General features: G+C 72.7%; 17 protein-coding genes. 11 read left to right on the top strand and 6 right to left on the bottom strand.

Annotated features, from left to right (window positions below; genetic code table 11):
- Positions 1–77 precede the first annotated feature (77 nt).
- From ACWD0J_RS09550 to ACWD0J_RS09535, 4 genes are all read left to right on the top strand, one after another.
- Positions 78–716 carry an SACE_7040 family transcriptional regulator gene (locus ACWD0J_RS09550; RefSeq protein WP_451495200.1) on the top strand — a complete coding sequence of 213 codons (639 nt, stop codon included), beginning with the start codon at positions 78–80 and terminating at the stop codon, positions 714–716.
- Positions 717–956: 240 nt separating this feature from the next.
- Positions 957–2114, top strand: coding sequence for an acyl-CoA dehydrogenase family protein (locus tag ACWD0J_RS09545; protein WP_451495199.1), 1158 nt, complete (start codon positions 957–959; stop codon positions 2112–2114).
- Between the two features lie 35 nt (positions 2115–2149).
- Positions 2150–3022: an acyl-CoA thioesterase gene (locus tag ACWD0J_RS09540; RefSeq protein ID WP_451495198.1), complete on the top strand. Its 873-nt coding sequence runs from the start codon at positions 2150–2152 to the stop codon at positions 3020–3022.
- Positions 3023–3027: 5 nt separating this feature from the next.
- Positions 3028–4095, top strand: a complete 1068-nt coding sequence (locus ACWD0J_RS09535) for a cation diffusion facilitator family transporter (RefSeq protein WP_451495197.1) — start codon at positions 3028–3030, stop codon at positions 4093–4095.
- Here ACWD0J_RS09535 and ACWD0J_RS09530 read toward each other — a convergent pair.
- Together ACWD0J_RS09530 and ACWD0J_RS09525 are read right to left on the bottom strand one after the other, a co-directional pair.
- The gene (locus ACWD0J_RS09530) at positions 4019–4822 is read right to left on the bottom strand and encodes a phosphatase (protein ID WP_451495196.1); all 804 of its coding nucleotides are present in this window, start codon (positions 4820–4822) and stop codon (positions 4019–4021) included. The genes ACWD0J_RS09535 and ACWD0J_RS09530 overlap by 77 nt on opposite strands.
- Positions 4823–4894: 72 nt before the next feature.
- The gene (locus ACWD0J_RS09525) at positions 4895–6355 is read right to left on the bottom strand and encodes a helix-turn-helix domain-containing protein (RefSeq protein ID WP_451495195.1); all 1461 of its coding nucleotides are present in this window, start codon (positions 6353–6355) and stop codon (positions 4895–4897) included.
- Between the two features lie 172 nt (positions 6356–6527).
- On the opposite strand from ACWD0J_RS09525, the gene speB reads away from it, so the two are divergent.
- Both speB and ACWD0J_RS09515 read left to right on the top strand, forming a co-directional pair.
- Complete coding sequence (speB, locus tag ACWD0J_RS09520) at positions 6528–7508, top strand: agmatinase (protein WP_451495194.1); 981 nt, start codon at positions 6528–6530, stop codon at positions 7506–7508.
- The gene (locus ACWD0J_RS09515; RefSeq protein ID WP_451495193.1) at positions 7505–9196 is read left to right on the top strand and encodes a thiamine pyrophosphate-binding protein; all 1692 of its coding nucleotides are present in this window, start codon (positions 7505–7507) and stop codon (positions 9194–9196) included. The genes speB and ACWD0J_RS09515 overlap by 4 nt, the downstream gene beginning before the upstream one ends.
- A gap of 41 nt (positions 9197–9237) precedes the next feature.
- On the opposite strand, the gene ACWD0J_RS09510 is transcribed toward ACWD0J_RS09515, so the two are convergent.
- Together ACWD0J_RS09510 and ACWD0J_RS09505 are read right to left on the bottom strand one after the other, a co-directional pair.
- Positions 9238–10047 carry an endonuclease I family protein gene (locus tag ACWD0J_RS09510; RefSeq protein WP_451495192.1) on the bottom strand — a complete coding sequence of 270 codons (810 nt, stop codon included), beginning with the start codon at positions 10045–10047 and terminating at the stop codon, positions 9238–9240.
- Between the two features lie 192 nt (positions 10048–10239).
- Positions 10240–12504 (bottom strand): ArnT family glycosyltransferase, encoded by a 2265-nt coding sequence (locus ACWD0J_RS09505; RefSeq protein ID WP_451495191.1) that lies wholly within the window; start codon positions 12502–12504, stop codon positions 10240–10242.
- A 220-nt stretch (positions 12505–12724) separates the two neighbouring features.
- On the opposite strand from ACWD0J_RS09505, the gene ACWD0J_RS09500 reads away from it, so the two are divergent.
- From ACWD0J_RS09500 to ACWD0J_RS09480, 5 genes are all read left to right on the top strand, one after another.
- Positions 12725–13576: a serine hydrolase gene (locus ACWD0J_RS09500; RefSeq protein ID WP_451495190.1), complete on the top strand. Its 852-nt coding sequence runs from the start codon at positions 12725–12727 to the stop codon at positions 13574–13576.
- 60 nt (positions 13577–13636) lie between these two features.
- Complete coding sequence (locus ACWD0J_RS09495; protein ID WP_451495189.1) at positions 13637–14656, top strand: esterase-like activity of phytase family protein; 1020 nt, start codon at positions 13637–13639, stop codon at positions 14654–14656.
- Between the two features lie 144 nt (positions 14657–14800).
- Positions 14801–18544 (top strand): ABC transporter ATP-binding protein, encoded by a 3744-nt coding sequence (locus tag ACWD0J_RS09490; RefSeq protein WP_451495188.1) that lies wholly within the window; start codon positions 14801–14803, stop codon positions 18542–18544.
- A 102-nt stretch (positions 18545–18646) separates the two neighbouring features.
- Complete coding sequence (locus ACWD0J_RS09485; protein ID WP_451495187.1) at positions 18647–19036, top strand: hypothetical protein; 390 nt, start codon at positions 18647–18649, stop codon at positions 19034–19036.
- Between the two features lie 106 nt (positions 19037–19142).
- The gene (locus tag ACWD0J_RS09480; RefSeq protein WP_451495186.1) at positions 19143–20567 is read left to right on the top strand and encodes a S28 family serine protease; all 1425 of its coding nucleotides are present in this window, start codon (positions 19143–19145) and stop codon (positions 20565–20567) included.
- A 37-nt stretch (positions 20568–20604) separates the two neighbouring features.
- On the opposite strand, the gene ACWD0J_RS09475 is transcribed toward ACWD0J_RS09480, so the two are convergent.
- Both ACWD0J_RS09475 and ACWD0J_RS09470 read right to left on the bottom strand, forming a co-directional pair.
- Positions 20605–21255, bottom strand: a complete 651-nt coding sequence (locus ACWD0J_RS09475) for a hypothetical protein (protein ID WP_451495185.1) — start codon at positions 21253–21255, stop codon at positions 20605–20607.
- Between the two features lie 114 nt (positions 21256–21369).
- Positions 21370–23214: a glycoside hydrolase family 3 protein gene (locus ACWD0J_RS09470; RefSeq protein ID WP_451495184.1), complete on the bottom strand. Its 1845-nt coding sequence runs from the start codon at positions 23212–23214 to the stop codon at positions 21370–21372.
- Position 23215: the final 1 nt, after the last annotated feature.

Here is a 23215-nt window from a genome sequence, read left to right as displayed (position 1 = left end):
AGTGATCGACTGTTAATGAGCGTTAACCATTTCCTTCAGGTTAACGACCGCTAACCTCCCTGTCTAGAATTGCTTCCATGGCCACCAGAACCGACGCCCCCACCCGCCGCGAGCAGATCCTCAAGGAAGCCGCGCGGCTGTTCGCCGATCGCGGCTTCCACGGCGTGGGCGTGGACGAGATAGGCGCCGCGGTCGGCATCAGCGGACCCGGTCTGTACCGCCACTTCCCGGGCAAGGACGCGATGCTCGCCGAGCTGCTGGTGGGGATCAGCGGTCAGCTGCTGACGGGGGCGAAGCGGCGGTTGCGGGAGGCCGACGGGGTGCCCGCCGGGGCGGTCCTCGACTCGCTCATCGAGGGCCACATCGACTTCGCCCTCGACGACCGGCCGCTGATCACGCTGCACGACCGGGAGCTGGACCGGCTGCGGGACACGGACCGCAAGCTCGTGCGGCAGTTGCAGCGGCAGTACGTGGAGCTGTGGGTGGGGGTGGTCCGGGAGGTGTACCCGGACCTGGCGGAGCCGGCGGCGCGGTCGGCGGTGCACTCGGTGTTCGGCCTGCTGAACTCGACCCCGCACCTGGGGCGGGCGGGGTCGCTGCCGGGCCGGGGGGCCATGGCGGAGCTGCTGCACCGGATGGCGCGGGGCGCGTTCGCGGCGGCTGGAGGGACTGGGGGGACTGGAGGGACTGGGGCGGCTGGGGCGGCTGGGGAGTAGGCGCGCGGCCTTCCGGCGCGGGCCGGGTCGTGTTCCCGCCCGCACCACTCGCCCGCGGGGGCGGCTCCTGCCGCTGTCCGGCGTGACGAGCGTTACCTGGACGCACCTCCCTACCCGCCGGTACCGTAAGTGAGCAAGCGCTTAGCCACGGGGCCGCGACCCTTCCTTGCGGAACCCCGACGGCGAGCGACCAGGTACGCGAGAGCCGCGCCGGTTCAGGCGCAGGAAAGGGTGGCGGCGGTGCGCCGTACGGTGTTCAACGAGGATCACGAGGCGTTCCGGGAGACCCTGCGGGCCTTCATCGAGGCCGAGGTCGTCCCGGTCTACGACGAGTGGTTCGCCGCGGGCCAGGTGCCGCGCGACTTCTACTACAAGCTCGCCGAACTCGGCGTCTTCGGCATCCGCGTCGACGAGGAGTACGGCGGCGCCGGCATCGACTCGTACAAGTTCGAGGCCGTGCTGTATGAGGAGACCGCCCGCGCCGGCGTCTCCTTCGGCGGCTCCGGCGTGCACGTGCTGCTCGGCCTGCCGTACGTGAAGATGCTCGCCACCGACGAGCAGAAGAAGCGGTTCCTGCCGAAGTTCGTCTCCGGCGAGGAGATGTGGGCCCTCGCGATGACCGAGCCCGGCACCGGCTCCGACCTCGCGGGCATGAAGACCACCGCCAGGCTCTCCGAGGACGGCACGCACTACGTCCTCAACGGCTCCAAGACGTTCATCACCGGTGGCGTCCACGCCGACCGTGTGATCGTCTGCGCCCGCACCGCCGCCCCCACCGCCGAGGACCGCCGGCACGGCATCTCCCTGTTCGCCGTGGACACCAAGTCCGAGGGCTACTCCATCGGCCGCAAGCTGGACAAGCTGGGCCTGAAGGTCTCCGACACCGCCGAGCTGGCGTTCGTCGACGTCAAGGTGCCCGTCGAGGACCTCCTCGGCGAGGAGAACAAGGGCTTCTCCTACCTCGGCCACAACCTGGCCTCCGAGCGCTGGGGCATCGCCTTCGGCGCCTACGCGCAGGCCAAGGCCGCCGTCCGGTTCGCCAAGGAGTACGTCCAGGAGCGCACCGTCTTCGGCAAGCCGGTCGCCTCCTTCCAGAACACCAAGTTCGAGCTGGCCGCCTGCCAGGCCGAGGTGGACGCCGCCGAGGCCGTCGCCGACCGCGCGCTCGAAGCCCTGGACGCCGGCGAGCTGACCCCCGCCGAGGCCGCCAGCGCCAAGCTGTTCTGCACCGAGGTCGCCCACCGCGTCATCGACCGCTGCCTCCAGCTGCACGGCGGCTACGGCTTCATGAACGAGTACCCGATCGCCCGCCTGTACGCGGACAACCGCGTCAACCGCATCTACGGCGGCACCAGCGAGATCATGAAGACGATCATCGCGAAGGACATGGGTCTGTAAGGCAGGCGAAACAACCCGCAGGCAGAACTGACCCCATGAGTCAGGCACTACAGGATCTCCTCGATCTGCTCGACCTGGAGCAGATCGAGGAGGACATCTTCCGCGGCCACTCCCGGTACGCCGTCGTCCCCCGTGTCTTCGGCGGGCAGGTCGCGGCCCAGGCGCTCGTCGCCGCCGGGCGCACGGTCCCCGAGGACCGCCTCGCCCACTCGCTGCACGCGTACTTCCTGCGCCCCGGCGACCCCGGCGCGCCCATCGTCTACACCGTCGAGCGCATGAACGACGGCCGCTCCTTCACCGCGCGCCGCGTCCTCGCGATCCAGCACGGACAGCCGATCTTCGCCCTGTCCGCCTCCTTCCAGCGCCACGAGGAGGGCTTCGAGCACCAGGCCGCCATGCCGTCCGCCCCGGACCCGGCCACGCTGCCCACCTCCGAGGAGCGGCTGCGCGGCTACGACCACCTCGACCCGTCGGTCGTGGCGCGGTTCCTTAAGGCGCGCGAGGCGATCGACGTGCGCTACGTGGACGAGCCGCCGTACGGCGCGTTCGGCGAGCCGCGCGAACCGCACTCCCAGGTCTGGTTCCGCACCAACGGCAAACTCGCGGACGACCCGCTCCTGCACGTCGTCCTCGCCACCTACGTCTCCGACATGACGCTCCTCGACTCGGTGCTCCTCGCGCACGGCCGCGGCGGCTGGGCGGTCGGTGACGTCGTCGGCGCGTCCCTGGACCACGCGATGTGGTTCCACCGCCCGTTCCGCGCCGACGAGTGGCTGCTCTACGACCAGGAGTCGCCGTCGGCCCACGGCGGCCGGGGCCTGGGCCAGGCCCGCATCTACACGCAGGACGGCCGGCTCGCCATCTCGGTGATCCAGGAAGGCGTGGTCCGCGCCCCCCGGGAACACTGAAGGGCATGACTTCCGCACAGCAGGGCGGCGGCGAGAGCACCTTCACGGTGATCGTCGCCGCCGTCGCCAATCTCGGGATCGCCCTCGCCAAGGCGGTCGCCGGCGTCATCAGCGGCTCCAGCGCGATGCTCTCCGAGGCCGCGCACTCGGTGGCCGACACGGTCACCGAGGTGCTGCTGCTCACCGCCCTCAGACGCAGCGAGAAACCCGCCGACGAGGACCATCCCCTCGGCCACGGCCCCGAGCGTTACATCTGGGCCCTGCTCGCCGCGGTCGCCACCTTCGTCGGCGGCGCGGTCTTCTCGCTCTACGACGGCATCCACACCCTGGTCCGGGGCGAGGAGCTCGGCGACCCGCTCGTGTCGTACGTCGTCCTCGCCGCGGCCTTCCTGCTGGAGGGCTACTCCCTGCGCACGGGGGTGCGCCAGGCGCGCGGCGAGGCCGCCCGCTTCAAGGCGCCCTTCCGGCGCTACCTGCGCCACACCCCCGACACCGCCGTGAAGGCCGTGGTCCTGGAGGACTCGGCCGCACTGGCCGGCCTGGTCCTCGCGGCCGGCGGCCTGCTCGGCGGGCAGCTCACCGGGTCCGGCGTCTGGGACGGCCTCGCGTCCCTGCTCATCGGCGTGCTGCTGCTGTACGTCGCCTGGGTGCTGGGCCGCTCCAACGCCGAACTGCTCATCGGCCGCCCGCTGCCCGCGCCGGTGCGGGAGCGGATCCGGGCCGAGCTGCTGGCCGTCGAGCACATCGAGGCCGTACTGGAGCTGACGACGCTCGTGCAGGGCCCGCGGGAGGCCCTGGTCGCCGCGAAGGTCGACTTCCGGGACGTGTCGACGGCCGCCCAGGTCGAGTGGGCCTGCGAACAGGCCGAACAGCGGCTGCGGGCGGCGTTCCCGGCGGTCGGCCGGGTCTACCTGGACCCGACGCCTACGCCGGACCCCACACCTACGCCGGACCCGACGCCTACGCCGGACCCCACACCTACGCCGGACCCCACACCTACGCCCGATCCGTCTGCGCCAGCCCCGCCTCCGCCAGCAGATACGCCGTCATCGGGTCGTAGTAGCGGGGGCTGACCACGTGGTCGTCGAGGGGGACCGCCACCTGTACGGTGCCTTCCGCCTCGGCGAGGAAGAGCGCCGGGTCGTTGCAGTCCGCGTAGCCGACGGAGTCGACGCCGTGCTGCCCCGCGTAGCCCGCCCAGCCGTGGTCGGCGACGACCAGGTCGGGCAGCGGGCGGCCCTCCTGCTCCAGGGTGGTGAGGATGGCCTTCATCGGCTCACCGGAGTGGGTGTGCCACAGCGTGGCCCCGTGCTCCAGCACCGCCACGTCCGCGAACTGCATGACGTAGCCCTCGTCGGTGCGCAGCCCGTCCGGGATGACGACGATCTCGCAGCCGGCGGCGCGCAGCGCGGCGGCCGTGGCGTGGTGCACGTCGAGCAGGCCGCCCGGGTGGCCGGTGGCGAACAGGACCCGCTGCCGCCCGTCGGCCGCCTTGCGCAGCCGGGCCGCGAGGCGGTCCAGGGCGGCCACCGTCAGACCGGGGTCGATGGTGTCCTGGCCGTACCGGTACTCGGGGTCGTCGTTCACCCCGACCCGTTCCGCCATCACCGCGAGCACGTCCTGCTCGTCGGTCCAGCGGTCGCCGAGCTCCAGGCCGAGCCAGAAGTTGCGGACGCCGTTGGCCAGCTGGCGGTAGTGGGAGAGGTTGTTCTCACGCGGGGTGGCGACTTCGCCCGCGATACGGGTCTTCACAAGGTGGTCGACGAGCTCGGCGCGGCTGGGTGTCCCGGGTATCGGCATGCCCCCCATTGTGAAGCAGGCGCCGGTCGGCTCACCCGGCATCCCGCCCCCTGGGACGGGGTCACGCCCTCGTCAGAGCCGCCGCAGCGCGAACCACAGCTCCATCCGTACGTCGGGGTCGTCCAGGTCCGCCGCCAGCAGGGCCGCGCACCGCGCGATCCGCTGCCGCACGGTGTTGCGGTGCACGGACAGCGCCACCGCCGTACGGTCCCAGCTGCCGTGCAGCGACAGCCAGGTGCGCAGGGTCTCGGTGAGCGCCGGGGCGGCGCCGATCGGCGCGAGCAGCGTACGGGCGTGTGCCTCGGCCTCGTCCCCGGGGACCAGGTCGGCGAGGGCCGGGCGGGCGCCGTGCCGGACCAGCGGGGCGCGCACGGCGCGGGCCCGGGCCAGGGCACGGGCCGCCTGGGCGTCGGCGAAGGTCCACTCGTGCGGGCCGACGGCGGCGCTGACGCCGAGCGTCCAGCCGGGCTGCGGGGCGGCTTCCCGGCCGGCCGGCACGAGGACCCGTACGACGTCCGGGGCGAGGTCGACCAGCGGGGAGCCGAGGGCCGTGCCCAGCGCGGAGGCGGCCACCGCGTCGGGCGCGTGGCCGTCCGGCCGGGCGTGCACGACGACCCACCGCTCACCGCCGAGCAGCGGCGCGACCGCCTCCGGCGCGGCCCCCAGCAGCAGCCGGACGAGCGCGGAGGAGCGGGCCGCGCCCGTACCGCTCTGCTGCTCGCCGGTGAGCAGGGACAGCAGCACGGCGGCGACGGAGGCGATGGTGTGGTCCCCGGGTGCGCCGTGCGGGGTGGCGACGCCGAGCACGAATCCCCGCCCGGCGCCCAGGGCGTAGGCGGCGAGACGGGTGCCGGCGACGGTGTCGGTCGCGGTGGCCGTGGCGGAAGCGCGCCCGGCCAGCACCCGCGTGAGCTCCGCCAGCGCCTCCCGCACCTCACCCGCCGGCTCCCTGCCCGCCGCCGCGGTCTGCGCCCCGTCCGGCCCGAACAGCACCGCCCGGCCGCCCACCCGCCGGGCGAGCTGCCGCAGCACCGACGGGACCGGGTCGGGGCGGGAGGCCGCGGCGGCGAGACTCTGCTGGGCCTCCGTGACGCGGCGCAGCTCGGTGTGCCGGGCCTCGGCCATCAGCTGCCAGAGCGCGCGGGCCACGCCCGAGAACGTGGTCTGCGGCGGAACCTCCACGAGCGGCAGCCCGTACGCCTCGCAGGCCGCGACCAGCGCCCGCGGGACCGTGTCGTGCACCGGTGCCACCCCGAAGCCGAGAGCGGCGCCGCCCGCCGCCACGATCCGTGAGACGTAGTCGTCGAAGTACGTGCCCGATCCCGCCGCCTCCGGGATGTGCACGCCCGCCGTCAGCAGCAGCTCGCCGCCCAGCAGATACGGGTAGGGGTCCGCCATCTCGGAGGTGTGCGCCCAGTGCACGACGACGCCGGGGTCGCACGGCCCGGCGATCTGCCGCAGGGCCAGGTCCTCGCGGGCCAGGAGGGCGGCGAGCGGCACCGGCGGGGTGGGCGGGACGGCGGGGTCCGGCATGGTGGACGTTTCCTCCATCGTGCTCGGCTCGAATGGAGGAAACGTACACTTCGCAGTCGCTTTCCGGCCACCTAGTGTCGGACTTGACAGGCCATGCCCGCAGGACGCTCGGGACGAGGTCAGGGGCAACCGGCGGTCACACGCGACGAAGAGCAGGAAAGAAGGCAGTTCCATGAGCGGCAACCAGACCCCCCGCGGCCCCGTCGACTCCTCCCGCATCCCGCGGTACGCCGGTCCCGCGACCTTCGCCCGGCTGCCGCGCCTGGACGAGGTCGGCCGCGCCGATGTCGCCGTGGTCGGTGTGCCGTTCGACTCGGGAGTCTCGTACCGGCCGGGCGCCCGCTTCGGCGGCAACGCGATCCGCGAGGCGTCCCGGCTGCTGCGGCCGTACAACCCGGCGCAGGACGCGTCCCCCTTCGCGCTGGCGCAGGTCGCGGACGGCGGCGACATCGCCGTGAACCCGTTCGACATCCACGAGGCCGTGGAGACCGTCGAGGCGGCGGCCGACGAGTTGCTCGGCACGGGCGCGCGGCTGATGACCCTCGGCGGCGACCACACCATCGCGCTGCCCCTGCTGCGCTCCGTGGCGAAGAAGCACGGCCCGGTGGCCCTGCTGCACTTCGACGCCCACCTGGACACCTGGGACACCTACTTCGGCGCGGAGTACACCCACGGCACCCCGTTCCGCCGGGCGGTGCAGGAGGGCATCCTCGACACCTCCGCGCTCTCGCACGTCGGCACCCGCGGCCCGCTGTACGGCAAGCAGGACCTCACCGACGACGAGAAGATGGGCTTCGGCATCGTCACCTCGGCGGACGTGTACCGGCGCGGCGCCGACGAGGTCGCCGACCAGCTCCGCCAGCGCATCGGCGACCGCCCGCTGTACATCTCCATCGACATCGACTGCCTGGACCCGGCGCACGCGCCCGGCACCGGCACCCCGGAGGCGGGCGGCATGACCTCCCGCGAGCTGCTGGAGATCCTGCGCGGGCTGGCGTCCTGCCACCTGGTCTCGGCGGACGTCGTCGAGGTGGCCCCCGCGTACGATCACGCGGAGATCACGTCGGTGGCCGCCTCCCACACGGCGTACGAACTGACCACGATCATGTCCCGCCAGATCGCCGAAACGCGCAAGGAGAACGAGGGCAAGTGACCCACGACCACGACCTGGTGCTCCGTCCCACGCCGGCCCAGACGGAGGCCGCGCTGAACCCGCCGCCCGGCCGCAACGGCGGGGACCTGGTCGTGGAGACGCTGGCCGGGCTCGGCGCGACGACGGTGTTCGGCCTGCCCGGCCAGCACGCCCTCGGCGTGTTCGACGCGCTGCGCCGCTCGGACCTGCGGTACATCGGCCTGCGGGTGGAGAACAACGCGGGGTTCGCGGCGGACGCGTACGGCCGGATCACCGGCGAGGCGGCCCCGCTGCTGCTGTCGACGGGCCCCGGCGCGCTGACGTCCCTGGCGGCGCTCCAGGAGGCCGCCGCCGCCAGCGCCCCCGTGCTGGCGATCAGCAGCCAGATCCCGACGGCGGGCCTCGGCGGCGGACGCCACGGCTATCTGCACGAACTGCCCGACCAGGCGGCCTCGTTCCGGGGCGTGGTGAAGTCGGTCCACACGGTCCGCGCCCAGTCCCAGATCCCCTCCGCGCTCGCGGACGCCTGGACGTCGGCGCTGACCGCTCCGCACGGCCCGGTGTGGGTGGAGATCCCGCAGGACGTGCTGCTGGCCCCGACGGCGATCCCGGTGGTGACGGGCGGCGACGCGTTCCCCGGCGAACTGCCCCCGCGCCCCGAACTGACGGCGCTGGCGGCCGACCTGCTGTCCCGTGCCGCCCGGCCCGCGATCATCGCCGGCGGGGGAGTGGTCCGGGCGGACGCGTCGAAGAAGCTGCGGCAGCTGGCGGAGACGCTCCGGGCACCGGTGGTGACCACCTTCGGCGGCAAGGGCGCGTTCCCCTGGACGCACCCGCTGTCCCTCCAGTCCTGGCTGGAGGACCGGCACACCACGGACTTCCTGGAGGACGCGGACGTCCTCCTGGTCGTCGGCTCGGGCCTCGGTGAACTCTCCTCGAACTACCACACGTTCAAGCCCCGCGGCCGGGTCATCCAGATCGAGGCGGACCTCGGCAAACTGGAGGCCAACCACCCCGCCCTCGGCATCCACGCGGACGCGCGCCTCGCGCTGCAGGCGCTGCTGGAGACGGTGACCGAGCGCGAGGACCCGTCCGCCCCGGAGCGCGTACGCGACCTGCTGGCCCGCGTCCGCGAGCGCATCGACGCCCAGGAACTCACCCTGGAACAGGACGTGCTGGCGTCCGTCCGCGCGGCCCTGCCGGCCGGCTCCCCGTCCTTCTGGGACATGACGATCCTGGCGTACTGGGCCTGGTCGGCCTTCGACGCGAAGGGCCCGAACACGATGCACTCGGCCCAGGGCGCCGGCGGCCTCGGCTACGCCTTCCCGGCGGCGCTCGGCGCGGCGGTCGCCGACCCGACCCGCCCGGTCCTCGCGGTCTCCGGCGACGGCGGCGCCCTGTACTCGATCGCCGAACTGGCCACCGCCCGCCAGTACGACCTGAACGTCACCTGGCTGATCGTCGACGACGGCGGCTACGGCATCCTGCGCGCGTACATGACGGACACCTTCGGCGAGACGACGGCGTCAGCGACGGAGCTGAGCCGTCCCGACTACGTGGCGCTGGCGCAGTCCTTCGGCGTCCCCGGGGTCCGGACGACCCCGGAGACGCTGGAGGGCGACCTCGCGAAGGCGCTGGCGTCGCCGGGGCCGTCAGTGGTGGTGCTCCCGGCGGTGCTGCGCATGTTCGCGGCCACGCACCTCGGCTGAGGGCGCGCCCCGCGCGTCGACCGGGGGCACACCACCGTCCGTCACCAGATCGCCTCGACCCACTCCGGGTGGTCGATGAACGGGTTGCGGTTCTTCTGGTACGTGTCGTAGATGACCTGGTTGCGGCGCTCCTCGAAGGTGTCCGGCGGGTCCTCGACGTTCCACTGCTTCAGGACCGACAGGCGGCCGTGCAGGGGGACGCTGCTGTTCGTGACGGCGTCGTTGGCCTCCAGGTCGGGCCAGCTGTCGTCGCCCTCGTAGCGGACGGCCATGTAGAGGATCATGCGGGCGACGTCGCCCTTGACGGCGTCGCGGGGCTCGAAGGAGTTCGAGTCGGTGAGGCTGCCGCCGGAGTTGGTGAAGCCGCTGCCGCCGTTGTCGAAGTCCTTGTTGCCCCGGATGCTGTTGACCTGCACGTCCTCGGGGCGCAGATGGTGCAGGTCGGTGCCGGGGCCGGCCGAGGTGCCGAAGTCGCCGTGGGACTGGGCCCACACGTGCTCACGGTTCCAGTTGCCGGTGCTGCCGCCGTTCAGGGTCTTGCTGCGGGAGATCCCGGAGTAGAGCAGCTTGACGTTGCCGCTGTTGTTCGGGTCCTGGTCGGTGACCTTCAGCGCCTCCCAGACGGCCGAGTACGAGAGCTTCGTCTGCGGGCTGATGATCGTGTGCAGCGAGGACTTGAGGCTCGTCCCGGTCTTGCCGACCGCGTTCTTGTAGTACGTCGTGTCGTACGCGGTCGTCGTGGCGGCGGCCGGGGTCGCGGTCAGCGCGGGGGCGGTGAGGCCGACCAGGACGGCGGAGACGGCGAGCGCCAGGGGCTTCCAGCGGCGTGTGCGTATGGGGCTGACGGGCATCGGGGGTGTCCGTTCTACGCGGGTTGATTGAGCGGGCAATCGGGAGCGTGACATGAACATGCATTCCTGTCCATGAACCGGACGTGTCCATCAGATGACCGGGTCCGGCAATCTGCCCTTTCTCCACGCGAGTTGACATACCAAAACGGCCCCCGGCCATGGCGCCGGGGGCCTTGGTGCCGCGTCGGCCGATCAGCCGACGTCCGCCGGGTCCAGGCGGTAGAGGGTCGACTGGTTCTGCGCGGACGAGGTGTCCGAGGACGTGCCCGAGGTCGTACCCGAGGACGTGCCCGAGGTCGCGTCGGTGGCGGAGTCGGTGGTGGAGCCGTACTCGCTCTCCTCCACCGCCGTGCCGTTCTTCTGCACCCACTCCGTCACCTCGGTGCTGACGCCGGAGTCGCCGCCCATGCCACCGCCCGTGCCGCCGCCACCGATCTGGAGGTAGTGCAGCTCGCCCTTCCTCACCAGCTCCTTGAGCCTGGCCAGGGTCATCGCCTTGTCGCTGCCGGACCAGCCCCACATGGAGATGACGGGTTCCCCGCTGCTCACGATGAGCTGCGCGGCACTCTGCGAACTCGACACGGCCAGCAGCCACGTGGCGCCGTCCTGGTGCTGCTTCAGGTACGAGACGAGCTCGCTGCTCGCGCCGCCGCCCATGCCGCCTCCGCCCATGCCGCCGCCCGCGCCGCCGGGCTGGCCGCCGGTGCCGCCGGGGGGCGTACCGCCCGTCTCGCCGGTGCCGCCGGGAGCCTGGTCCCCGCTCGGGCCGCCGGGCAGTTCCCCGGCGCCGCCGGGCACCATCTGCCCGCCGCCGGGACCGCCGCCCTCCTGTCCGGCCTGCCCGTCGGCCTGCGCGTCGCCCTGCCGGGTACCGCCCGGCAGCTCACCCCCGGCGAAGCCGCCCCGGCCGGCGCCCCCGCCGCCTCCGCCGCCGAAGCCGCTGCCCGTAGAAGGCCCGGCCGTCGGATTCGTACCGCCGCCCATGCCGCCCGCGCCGCCCGACCCGGACGGCACCGACCAGGTGTACGCGGCCGGGCCCGCCACCGCGGCGACGACCGCCGCGGCCACCGAGGCCGCCAGCAGCCGTACCCGGTCGCCGGAGCGGAAGAGAAGCAGGCCGGTGATCGCCAGGGCCATGACCACCGCGATCGTCGGCCACAGCCAGGTGTTCCAGCCGGCGGCCCGGCGCAGGAGGACGACGGACCAGATCGCCGTGACCGCCAGCGCCGCCGGCAGCACCCACGCCCAGCGCTTGTCGGCGCGGAAGGCGCGCAGCAGCATGACGCCGCCGCCACCGCACAGCGCCGCGATGCCCGGAGCGAGCGCGGTCGTGTAGTACGGGTGCATCGTGCCCTCGGCCATCGCGAAGGTGAGGTAGTGCAGGGCGGTCCAGCCGCCCCACAGCACCAGCGCGGCCCGCGTCGGGTCGGTGCGCGGGGCGCGGCCGCACAGGACCAGGCCGCCGGCGCAGGCGATCGCCGCGAAGGGGATCAGCCAGGAGATCTGGCCGCCGAGGATGTCGTTGAAGAGGCGTCCGAGGCCCGCCGTACCGGAGAAGCCGCCGCCTCCTCCGCCGCCGCCCCCGCCGTTGCCCTCGCCGCCGAAGATCCGGCCCAGGCCGTTGTAGCCCATGATCAGGTTCCAGGCGCTGCCGTCGGTCGAGCCGCCGATGTAAGGCCGTTCCGAGGTGGGCACCAGGGACACGGCCGCCGCCCACCAGAAGCTGGAGACCGCGAGCGCCACGGCCGCCAGGGCCAGGTTGACGGCCTTCTTCTTCCAGCCGAGCCCCGACGCGTACACGTACACGGCGAAGACGGCCGGCAGGGCGATGTAGCCCTGGAGCATCTTGGTGTTGAAGGCGAGCCCGAAGCAGACGGCCGAGCCGATCAGCGGCAGCAGCCTGTCGGTGCGGACGGCCCGCAGCGCCAGCGCCGCGCCGCCCACCATCAGCAGCACGAGCAGTGTGTCGGGGTTGTTGTCGCGGTTGATGGCGACCGTGATCGGGGTGAGGGCGAGGACCAGCGCGGCGACGGCCGCCGCCGCGTGCCCGAACACCCGCTTCACGGACGCGTGCAGGACCCAGATCGTGCCGAGCGCGGCGGCGATCACCGGCGCCATCATCTGCCAGGTGCCGTACCCGAGGATCCGGCACGACAGGCCCATGACCATCAGCGCGAAGGGCGGCTTGTCGACGGTGATGAAGTTGCCGGCGTCCAGCGAGCCGAAGAACCAGGCCTTCCAGCTCTGCGTGCCGCTCAGCACGGCGGCGCTGTAGAAGCTGTTGAGGCCGGAGCCGGACAGGTTCCAGGCGTACAGCACCGCCGCCAGGATCAGGATCGCGACCAGTGCGGGGAGCGACCAGCGGGGTGCCGGGTCCGGGGGCGCCGCGGGCGGGGCCGGCGGCGCCGGGTCGGGGGTCACGGTGGTGTCGGGGTGTGGATCGGTGGCTGAGGTCACCCGCGCATGATCTGAAGCGGGGGTGGGTGCGCGCTGTGCCGGACCTTGTCCCCGCCTGTGAATACGCACAGGACACGGTCACGCCTCGGTCAGCCTCTGCCCAACAGGGCACGCACTCGTACAGCCTTCGCCCAACTCGGGGACGGGCTCGTACAGCCTTTGCCCAACGCGGGCACGGACTCGTACAACCTTTCCCTCGAACTCATGAGTCAACAGGGGCATGACTCACGGGATACCCAGACGCGCGAGAGTGGTGGCGGCCGGCGTGGGAGCCGGCGTCCTCCTGCCCCTCGTGGCCGCCGCCGCGCCGGCCGCCGCCGCCACACCGACCGTCAGCTGCACGTCCGCCAGGGCGGGCCTCGCCGACAAGCTGAAGAAGGACATCACCGCGGCTCTCGCGACCCGCAAGGGCACGGTCGCCGTCGGCGTCCACGACCGCACCACCAACACGACCTGCACCCTGCGCCCCTCGACCGCCTTCGACTCCGCCAGCGTCGTCAAGGTCACCGTCCTCGCCACGCTCCTGTGGGACGCGAAGAAGCACAACCGCTATCTCACCGACCGCGAGACCACCCTCGCCAAGGCCATGATCACCAAGTCGGACAACGCCGCGACCAGCACGCTGTGGAAGCAGCTGGGCCTGACCAAGATCAAGGGCTTCCTCACCGCGGCCGGCATGACCCAGACCAAGCCCGGCGCGAACGGCTACTGGGGCCTGACCCAGATCACCGTCACCGACCAGCAGAAGCTGCTCAAGCTGATCACCGCGAAGAACACGGTCCTGAGCGACAACTCCCGCGCCTACATCGTCAAGCTGATGGGCCAGGTCGTCTCCTCCCAGCGCTGGGGCACACCGTACGGAGTGCCGTCCGGAGTCTCCGTGGCCGTCAAGAACGGCTGGCTCCAGCGGGCCACCAACGGCTGGCGGGTGCACAGCGTCGGCGCGTTCAAGGGCAACGGCCACGACTACGTGATCACGGTGCTGACCCACGGGAACAGCACCATGAACTACGGCATCACGACCATCCAGGGCGTGGCCAAGGCCATCCACCGGGACCTCGCCGCGAGTTGACGCCTGATGCTTCACGAGCCGGTCTCCCGTAGGTCACCCGCCCCTCCTACGGTGGCGTCCATGCGACTGAGAACCGTCCTCGCGACCACCACCGCGGCCCTGGCGGCGGCCACCTGTCTGTCCGCCGCCACACCCGCCCGTGCCGGGGCGGGCCACGCCTGTTCGTCCGCCGTCTCCCTCGACCGCTTCTCGGACGCGCTCGACAAGACGGCGTACGACGGCACCTTCGTCGGCAACCTGTCCGCGCTCGCGGTGGACAGGGACGGCTCGCTCGCCGCCCTCTCCGACCGGTCGTCCCTGTTCGGCCTGGACCTGAAGACCCTCCAGCCCCGTCGGGTCGTCCCGCTCGCCGACGAGAACGGCACCGCGCTCGACGCCGAGGGGCTGGTGACCGACCGGGACGGCACCCGGCTCATCACCTCGGAGACCGAGCCGTCGATCCGCCGGTACGGCCGCGACGGCGCGATCCTCGACCGTCTCCCGGTCCCGCCCGCCCTCCAGGTCGCCCCGGCCGGCCGGGCCGTCCCCAACGGCACCTTCGAGGGGTTGACCCTGCTCCCCGGCGCACGCACCGTGCTCGCGTCCATGGAGTACGCCCTGTCCGGCGACAGCACGGGCACCGTCCGCTTCCAGACCTGGCGGCGGACGGGGAACGGCCGCTTCGCGCTCGCCGCCCAGTACGCCTACCCGGTCGACACCGGCCTGGGCGTCCCCGAGGTGCAGGCCCTCCCCGACGGCCGCCTGCTCGTCCTGGAACGCGGCTTCACCTCCGGCGTCGGCAACACCGTCCGCCTCTACCTGGCCGACCCCCGGCGCGCCACGGACACCAGCGGCGTCGGGAACCTGACGGGCCAGGCCGGCGTCCGCCCGGTCCAAAAGACCCTCCTCGCCGACCTCGCGGACTGCCCGTCCCTCGGCGCCACGGCGAAGCAGCCCCAGCCCAACCCGCTGCTCGACAACATCGAGGGCATGGCCGTCACCGGCCGCGCGGGCGACCGCCTGAAGGTGCTGCTGGTGAGCGACGACAACCAGAACGCCGTGCAGACGACCCGGTTCCTCTTCTTGCGGGTACGTGTCTGAACCCGCTCCCTTTGACTCCCCCCGACTCCCTCCGACTCCCTCCGATTGACTGCCCCGACTCCCTCCGACTGTTGCGGAGGGATGAAATCCGCTTCCCGCCGCGTTGGTGCCTTCTGGAAGATCAGGTATCGAGGAGGGCACCGCGTGGCAGCGCAACCGGGGGACACACAGAGCTGGGCGCGCAGGCTGGCCGGCTACGCGTGGCGCCATCCCAGGAACGTCGTCCTCGCCCTCGGCGCCAGCCTCGCCGGCATGGCCGTCATGGCGCTGGTCCCCCTGGTCACCAAGGTGATCATCGACGACGTGATCGGCGACCACAGCCGGTCCATGGCCCCCTGGGCGGGCGCCCTGATCGTCGCGGCCCTGCTGGTGTACGTCTTCACCTACGTCCGCCGCTACTACGGCGGCCGCCTCGCCCTCGACGTCCAGCACGACCTGCGCACGGAGATGTTCGAGACGATCACCCGCCTCGACGGCCGCCGTCAGGACGAGCTGTCGACCGGCCAGGTCGTCGGCCGCGCCACCAGCGACCTCCAGCTCATCCAGGGCCTGCTCTTCATGCTCCCGATGACCATCGGGAACATCCTGCTCTTCCTGATCTCCCTGGTGATCATGGCGTGGCTGTCCCCGCCGCTCACCCTGGTCGCCGTGGCCGTCGCGCCCGCCCTGTGGTGGATCGCCCGGCGCAGCCGCACGAAACTGCACCCCGCCACCTGGTACGCCCAGGCCCAGGCCGCCGCCGTCGCGGGCGTGGTCGACGGCGCCGTCAGCGGCGTCCGCGTGGTCAAGGGGTTCGGGCAGGAGGACCAGGAGACCGGGAAGCTCCGCGAGGTCGGCCGCCGGCTGTTCGCGGGACGCCTGCGCACCATCCGCTTCAACTCCCGGTACACCCCGGCCCTCCAGGCGGTCCCGGCCCTCGGCCAGGTCGCGATGCTCGCCCTCGGCGGCTGGCTCGCGGTCCGCGGGCACATCACGCTCGGCACGTTCGTCGCCTTCTCCACCTACCTCGCCCAGCTCGTCGGCCCGGTCCGGATGCTCGCCATGGTCCTCACGGTCGGCCAGCAGGCCCGCGCGGGCACCGAGCGCGTCCTGGAGCTGATCGACACCGAGCCGTCGATGAAGGACGGCACGAAGGAACTGCCCGCCGACGCCCCCGCCAGCGTCGAGTTCGACGACGTCTGCTTCGGCTACGACGCCGCCCCCGGCAGAACCACTCCGGTGCTGCGAGGACTCTCCTTCGAGATCCGCCCCGGCGAGACCCTCGCCGTCGTCGGCTCCTCCGGCTCCGGCAAGTCCACGGTCTCCCTGCTGCTGCCCCGCTTGTACGACGTGACGCACGGCGCCGTCCTCATCGGCGGCCACGACGTCCGTGAGCTCACCCTCGACTCGCTGCGGTCCGCGATCGGCCTGGTCCCCGAGGACTCGTTCCTCTTCTCGGACACGGTCCGCGCGAACATCGCGTACGGCCGCCCGGACGCCACCCAGGAGGAGATCGAGAACGCCGCCCGCGCCGCCCAGGCGGACCGTTTCATCGCCGAGCTGCCCGACGGCTACGACACCAAGGTCGGCGAGCACGGCCTCACCCTGTCCGGCGGCCAGCGCCAGCGCGTCGCGCTCGCCCGCGCCCTGCTCACCGACCCGCGCCTGCTGGTGCTCGACGACGCCACCTCCGCCGTGGACGCCCGCGTCGAGCACGAGATCCACCAGGTCCTCCAGCAGGTGATGCGGGGCCGGACCACCCTGCTGATCGCCCACCGCCGCTCCACCCTCAACCTCGCCGACCGCATCGCCGTCCTGGACGCCGGCCGGCTCGCCGACGTCGGTACGCACGAGGAGCTCCAGCAGCGCTCCGCCCTCTACCGCCGCCTCCTCACCGACCCGGACGAGCTGGGCGGCGTCTCCCCGGGCCACGCCCGGCCCGTTCCCCCGGCCGAGGACACCTCCGTACGGGAGGAACTGGACGCCGAGTTCGACGCCGAGCGCGGGGTGACCCCCCGGCTGTGGACCGGTGACCGCGAGCCGAAGGACCTCGCCCTGGCCGGCACCCCGGCCACCCCCGAACTCCTCGCCCAGGTCGAGGCGCTGCCCCCGGCGGCCGACACCCCGGACATCGACGAGGCGCGGGCGGTCAGGCCCGAGGAGTCGTACGGCCTGCGCCGGCTGCTGGCGGGCTTCCGTCTCCCGCTGCTGGTCAGCCTGGCCCTGGTCGCCGTGGACGCCGGGACCGGACTCCTGCTCCCGGTGATGATCCGGCACGGCATCGACGACGGCGTCACCCGGATGGCGCTGGGCGCGGTCTGGGCCGCCTCCCTGCTCGCCCTGGCCGCCGTCGGGATCCAGTGGGCCGCGCAGGTCGGCGAGATGCGGATGACCGGCCGGACCGGTGAACGGGTCCTGTACGCGCTGCGGCTGAAGATCTTCGCCCAGCTCCAGCGGCTCGGACTGGACTACTACGAGCGCGAGCTGACCGGCCGGATCATGACGCGGATGACGACGGACGTCGACGCGCTCTCCACCTTCCTGCAGACCGGCCTGGTCACCGCGTTCGTCTCGGTCGTCACGTTCTTCGGCATCATGGGCGCCCTGCTGGTGATCGACGTCGAACTCGCGCTCGTCGTGTTCGCGACCCTGCCCCCGCTGATCGTCGCCACGTTCTTCTTCCGCCGGGCGAGCGTGAAGGCGTACGAACTCGCCCGTGAGCGGGTGTCGCTGGTCAACGCCGACCTCCAGGAGTCGGTGTCCGGGCTGCGGATCGTGCAGGCCTTCCGGCGGGAGCGGGACGGCGCGGCGCGGTTCGCGAAGCGCAGTGACAGTTACCGCCAGGCCCGTATCCGGGGCCAGTGGCTGATCTCGGTCTACTTCCCCTTCGTGCAGTTCCTGTCGTCGGTGGCCGCGGCGGCCGTCCTGATCGCGGGCGCGGGCCGGGTGGACGACGCGACGCTCACCACCGGCGCGCTGGTCGCGTACCTGCTCTACATCGACCTGTTCTTCGCCCCCGTCCAGCAGCTCTCCCAGGTCTTCGACGGCTACCAGCAGGCGACCGTCTCGCTGGGCCGCATCCAGGAGCTGCTCCAGGAACCCACCTCCACGAAGGCCCCGGACGAGCCGCTCGACGTCCTGTCCCTGCGCGGCGAGATCGCCTTCGAGGACGTGCGCTTCGCGTACGGCGACGACGAGGAGGCCCTCGGCGGCATCGACCTGCGCATCCCCGCCGGGCAGACGGTCGCCTTCGTCGGCGAGACGGGCGCCGGCAAGTCGACCCTGGTGAAGCTGGTCGCCCGCTTCTACGACCCGACGAGCGGCCGGGTGACCGTCGACGGCACGGACCTGCGCGCCCTCGACCTCACCGCGTACCGCCACCGCCTCGGGGTCGTCCCGCAGGAGGCGTACCTCTTCCAGGGCACCGTCCGCGACGCCATCGCCTACGGCCGCCCGGACGCCACCGACGCGGAGGTGGAGGCGGCGGCCCGCACGGTCGGCGCGCACGAGATGATCGCCACGCTGGAGGGCGGCTACCTGCACGAGGTCGCCGAACGCGGCCGCAACCTCTCGGCCGGCCAGCGCCAGCTGATCGCCCTGGCCCGCGCCGAACTCGTCGACCCGGACGTCCTGCTGCTCGACGAGGCCACGGCGGCCCTGGACCTGGCCACGGAGGCCCAGGTCAACCAGGCCACCGACCGCATCGCGGGCCGCCGTACGACCCTCGTGGTCGCCCACCGGCTCACCACCGCCGCCCGCGCGGACCGGGTGGTCCTGATGGACCGGGGCCGGGTCGCCGAGGACGGCACGCACGAGGAGCTGCTGGCACGGGGCGGGCGGTACGCCGAGCTGTGGCGGACGTTCGTGGGCGCGGCCGAGCCGGAGGAGCCGGTCGGCGCCGCGCAGTGAGCGCCCCGGGCCGCGAGTCCCCGTGACGGTCGTGCAACCGTCCGGCACAGGTGCCGCGTCCGTACACCTGTACGCCGGTCGTGTGGTGCGGGAGGGACGACAGTGGACTGTGGTGCGATACGGCGGCGCCTCGCGCTCGGGATGGCCGTGCTGACCGCGTCCGGCCTGCTCGCGCTCGCCACTCCGGGCGAGGCCCAGGCCGCCGCCTCGTCCTGCGCCGGACGCAAGGTCAAGACCCTCACGTTCTCGACCGGTTCGGTGCGCGTCTACAAGCGGAGCGGCTGGGTCTGCGCCGTCACTCTCGCCAAGAGGCCGGGCACGCGGCGGTACATGATGGTCAGCGTGCAGGCGCGCGGTCTCCGCCCGGTGACGGACGAGGGGCTGTACACGCGCCGCGCGGGGCCGGTGGAGACGCACGCCGGCCAGCGGCGGGTGCGGGTGAAGGGCGCGGTGGGCGGACGGTCCGTCGACTCCGGCTGGGTGCGCCTGTGACCGCTCCCTAGAGGGTTTTCCCCATCGACCCGCCATCTCCCCTGGTGCCGGGGCCACTTGCTCCGCTAGCTTCCGGCGCACAGAGGTACGTCACAGGGGAGGGTGCATGCGCAAGGCGCTCAGATGGCTGCTGGCGCTCACCGTGCTCATAGGCACGCTGAGCACGGCGGGGGCGGCCACCGCCGCCGAGCCGAAGGCCGCGGACATCAAGGACCAGCTGCTCTCCGTACCGGGGATGAGCCTGATCGAGGAGAAGCCGTACCCCGGGTACCGCTTCTTCGTCCTCAACTACACCCAGCCGGTCGACCACCGCAACCCGTCCAAGGGCACGTTCCAGCAGCGGATCACCGTGCTGCACAAGGACGTCTTGCGCCCGACGGTCTTCCACACCGGCGGCTACAGCGTCTCCACGAACCCCAGCCGCCGCGAGCCCACCCAGATCGTGGACGGCAACCAGGTCTCCATGGAGTACCGCTTCTTCCCCCCGTCCCGTCCCGCCCCGGCCGACTGGAGCAAGCTGGACATCTGGCAGGCCGCCGCCGACCAGCACCGCATCTTCACGGCGCTGAAGCCGCTCTACTCCAAGAAGTGGATCTCCACAGGCGGCTCCAAGGGCGGCATGACCGCCACCTACTACGAGCGCTTTTACCCCCGTGACATGGACGGCGTCGTCGCCTACGTCGCCCCCAACGACGTCGTCAACCACGAGGACTCGGCCTACGACCGCTTCCTCGCCACCGTCGGCACCAAGGAGTGCCGCGACCGGCTGAACGCGGTCCAGCGCGAGGCGCTGGTGCGCCGCGAGCCCCTGGAGAAGAAGTACGCGGCGTACGCGGCCGACAACGGCTTCACCTTCGACACCATCGGCAGCCTGGACAAGGTCTACGAGGCGGTCGTCCTCGACTACGTCTGGGGCTTCTGGCAGTACAGCCTGCTCTCCGACTGCGACTCCATCCCGGCGGACGCGAAGAACGCGACCGACGACGACATCTGGAACTCGGTCGACTCGGTCTCCGGGTTCTCCTCCTACACCGACCAGGGCCTGACGACGTACACGCCGTACTACTACCAGGCGGGCACCCAGCTGGGCGCGCCGACGATCCGGTTCCCGCACATCGAGAAGCGGTACATCCGCTACGGCTACCAGCCGCCCCGGAACTTCGTGCCGCGCTCGATCCCGATGCGGTTCCAGCCGTTCGTCATGCGGGACGTGGACACCTGGGTCCGGCACAACGCCCGGCAGATGCTCTTCGTCTACGGCCAGAACGACCCCTGGGGCGCGGAGCCGTTCCGCCTGGGCAAGGGCGCGAAGGACTCGTACGTCTTCACCGCCCCCGGCCTCAACCACGGCGCGAACGTGGCCGGTCTGGTCCCCGACCAGAGGGCGCTGGCCACGGCCAGGATCCAGCAGTGGGCGGGCGTCGCCCCCGCCGCGGTCCAGGCGGACCCGTCGGCGGCCAGGCCGCTGGCGAGGTTCGACGCGAAGCTGGACCGGCGGGACGTGGAGCGCGAGCCCGCGCTGCGGCCGTAAGCCGCCCGCCGCGCCCGGCCGTTGACGGCCCGGCGGGTCACACCGGCCGGGCGCAGCCCACCGGCTGACCGCCGCCGAGCTGGACGTACAGGGCCGTCGACAACGGGCACTCCGCCCGGCTGTCGACGGCCTTCGTCACCTTGTGCTGCGGCTTCTTCGCGCCCGTGCCGTCGCACGCGGTCTCGCGGACCTGTCCGTCGCCCAGGCCGTAGACGCAGTCGCCGACGATGGTGCGGGGACCGCCTCCGCCGCCCGGGTCGCCGGGATGCGGCGGCGCCAGGCTGCGCATGCAGGCGTAGCCCCGCGGCACGGCCCCGTCGCCGTCCTCGTCCGACGCCGGGCTCTGCTCGCTGATGTGCAGGACGAAGTCCGTGGTCGCCGGGCACGGCGGACCGTCGCCCACCGTGCCGTCGTGCCGCGCCACCACCCGGGCCGCCGCCCGCTCGCCGGCACAGGCGACCTCCGTGAAACTGGTCGTCCCGAAGGAACTGCACTCGTCGATCCCGAGGAACACCGCCCCGTACCCGGAGGGCCGGGCCGGCGCCGCCGACGCCGACGCCGACGTCGCGCCCCCCAGCCGGCTCTCCTCCCCGCCGCCCCCGGAACCGGGTCCCTGGCATCCCGTCAGCAGGGCGGCGAGCAGCGCCGACAGCGCGCACACCGCCCCCACGGAACGTCTCTTCCGCATCGCCATCCCCCGACACCCCCGCCCAGCGTGACCCGCCGGGACGGGGCCACGCCAGATATGCGGGGCGCTTTGCGCCTTTTGGTGACGGTGCGCCGTTTGCGTGGCGTATGAGGTCTACGTCTGGTACGACAGCCCGTGTCCGACCGGGTACAGCACCCGCGCCGGATCGTCCGCGTGCTGCACCGGCACCGGCAGTCTCCCGCGCGGCCCGACCCGTCCCGCGATCACCCGGGCCGCCGCCCGCAGTTCGACGTCGGTCCAGCAGTACGCCGCCAGGCAGGCCGGCACGGACGGCAACTGGGCCACGTCGTACGGATTGCGGAGCGCGACCGCCACCACCGGCCTCCCGGTCGCCACCAGTTGCTCGACCAGCGTCTTCTGCGAGCCGGCCGCCGTGACGTTGTACGTCCCCACCACCACCGCGTCCACGTCCCGCGCCGCCGCGACGGCCCGGGCGACGGTGGCGGCGGAGGGCGCCGTGCCGGTCGGCAGGGCGGTGGCCGTGAAGCCCAGCTCGGTGAGCGCGCCCGCGAGGACCCCGGTGGGCGGCCCGGTCGTCCCCGACGGCGAGGCGGGATCCGCGCCGACGACGAGGAGGCGGGGGTGCCGGCGGCGGGAGAGCGGCAGCAGGCCCCCCTCGTTCACCAGCAGCGTGGTCGTCCGCTCGGCGATCCGGTCGGCCGCCGCCAGGTGCGCCGGGGTGCCGACCGTGCGGGTGACCCCGGCCCGGCTGACGTACGGCTCCTCGAACAGCCGCAGTTTCGCCTTCAGCCGCAGAATGCGCAGGACCGACGCGTCGAGCCGCTCCTCGGTCAGCTCTCCGTCCCGCAGGGCCTTCAGGACGGCGTTCCACGCGACGTCCAGGGAGGGCGGGTTGAGGAGCTGGTCCACGCCGGCCTTGAGCGCGAGCACGGGCACCCGGTCGTCGCCGTACTTGGTGCGGACGCCCTCCATGCCGAGGGAGTCGGTCACCACGACCCCGTCGTAGCCGAGTTCGCCGCGCAGGATGCCGGTGAGGACCGGGTGGGAGAGGGTGGCCGGGTCGCCGGAGTCGTCGAGGGCCGGGAACTGGATGTGCGCGGTCATGACCGAGTCGATGCCGGCCCGGATCGCCGCCCGGAAGGGCACGGCGTCCAGCTCCTCCCACTGCGCGCGGCTGTGCGTGATGACCGGGAAGCCGTAGTGGCTGTCGACGGCGGTGTCACCGTGCCCGGGGAAGTGCTTGGCGGTCGCGGCGACCCTCGCCCCCTGGTACCCGGCGACCTCGGCGGCCACCAGGGCGGCCACCGCGTCCGGTGCGGAGCCGAAGGAGCGCACGCCGATGACCGGGTTGGCCGCATTGACGTTCACGTCGGCGACCGGGGAGTAGTTCTGCCGCACGCCCATCGCCCGCAGCTCCCGCCCGGCGATCCGGCCGAGGGTGCGGGCGTCGGACCGCGACCGGCCGGCGCCGACGGCCATCGCGCCCGGGAAGAGGGTGGCGGGCTCGCCGATCCGGCACACCGCGCCGTGTTCCTGGTCGGTGGAGATGAGCACGGGCAGTCCGCGCGGCTGCTCCAGGGACGCCCGCTGGATGCCGTTCGACAGGTCGGCGATCTGGTGCGGGTCGCGGGTGTTGTGCGCCCAGGTGAAGTAGATGATCCCGCCGACCCGGTACTTCGCGATCAGCTCGGCGGCCGTGCGGACGCCCAGCTCCTTGAGGTTGGCGTCGATGTCGGCCTGGTCGGGGGCGGTGGCCGAGTGGCCGTACACCCGTGTCACGAAGAGCTGGCCGGCCTTCTCCTCCAGGGTCATCCGGGAGATCAGGGCGCGGAGCCCGCGGTCGTCCGGGGTGCCCGCGTACGCGGTCCCGCCGGCGGTCAGTGCGGCGGTGACGCCGGCGGTGGCGGCGGCGGCCAGGAGGGTGCGTCTGGACGGCTGTGCGGTGTTTCCCGTGCTTCCGGTGCCGGAGTCGCGCACG

The sequence above is a fragment of the Streptomyces sp. NPDC003011 genome (genome assembly GCF_053591515.1).
This window is presented reverse-complemented; position numbering and strand designations above follow the sequence as displayed.

What these genes read in the sequence shown, in the direction of transcription:
- ACWD0J_RS09550 (WP_451495200.1), top strand. Translation starts at nt 78, where the DNA reads ATGGCCACCAGAACCGACGCCCCCACCCGCCGCGAGCAGATCCTCAAG.
- ACWD0J_RS09540 (WP_451495198.1), top strand. Translation starts at nt 2,150, where the DNA reads ATGAGTCAGGCACTACAGGATCTCCTCGATCTGCTCGACCTGGAGCAG.
- ACWD0J_RS09535 (WP_451495197.1), top strand. Translation starts at nt 3,028, where the DNA reads ATGACTTCCGCACAGCAGGGCGGCGGCGAGAGCACCTTCACGGTGATC.
- ACWD0J_RS09530 (WP_451495196.1), bottom strand. Translation starts at nt 4,822, where the DNA reads ATGCCGATACCCGGGACACCCAGCCGCGCCGAGCTCGTCGACCACCTT.
- ACWD0J_RS09525 (WP_451495195.1), bottom strand. Translation starts at nt 6,355, where the DNA reads ATGCCGGACCCCGCCGTCCCGCCCACCCCGCCGGTGCCGCTCGCCGCC.
- speB (WP_451495194.1), top strand. Translation starts at nt 6,528, where the DNA reads ATGAGCGGCAACCAGACCCCCCGCGGCCCCGTCGACTCCTCCCGCATC.
- ACWD0J_RS09510 (WP_451495192.1), bottom strand. Translation starts at nt 10,047, where the DNA reads ATGCCCGTCAGCCCCATACGCACACGCCGCTGGAAGCCCCTGGCGCTC.
- ACWD0J_RS09500 (WP_451495190.1), top strand. Translation starts at nt 12,725, where the DNA reads ATGACTCACGGGATACCCAGACGCGCGAGAGTGGTGGCGGCCGGCGTG.
- ACWD0J_RS09495 (WP_451495189.1), top strand. Translation starts at nt 13,637, where the DNA reads ATGCGACTGAGAACCGTCCTCGCGACCACCACCGCGGCCCTGGCGGCG.
- ACWD0J_RS09480 (WP_451495186.1), top strand. Translation starts at nt 19,143, where the DNA reads ATGCGCAAGGCGCTCAGATGGCTGCTGGCGCTCACCGTGCTCATAGGC.
- ACWD0J_RS09475 (WP_451495185.1), bottom strand. Translation starts at nt 21,255, where the DNA reads ATGCGGAAGAGACGTTCCGTGGGGGCGGTGTGCGCGCTGTCGGCGCTG.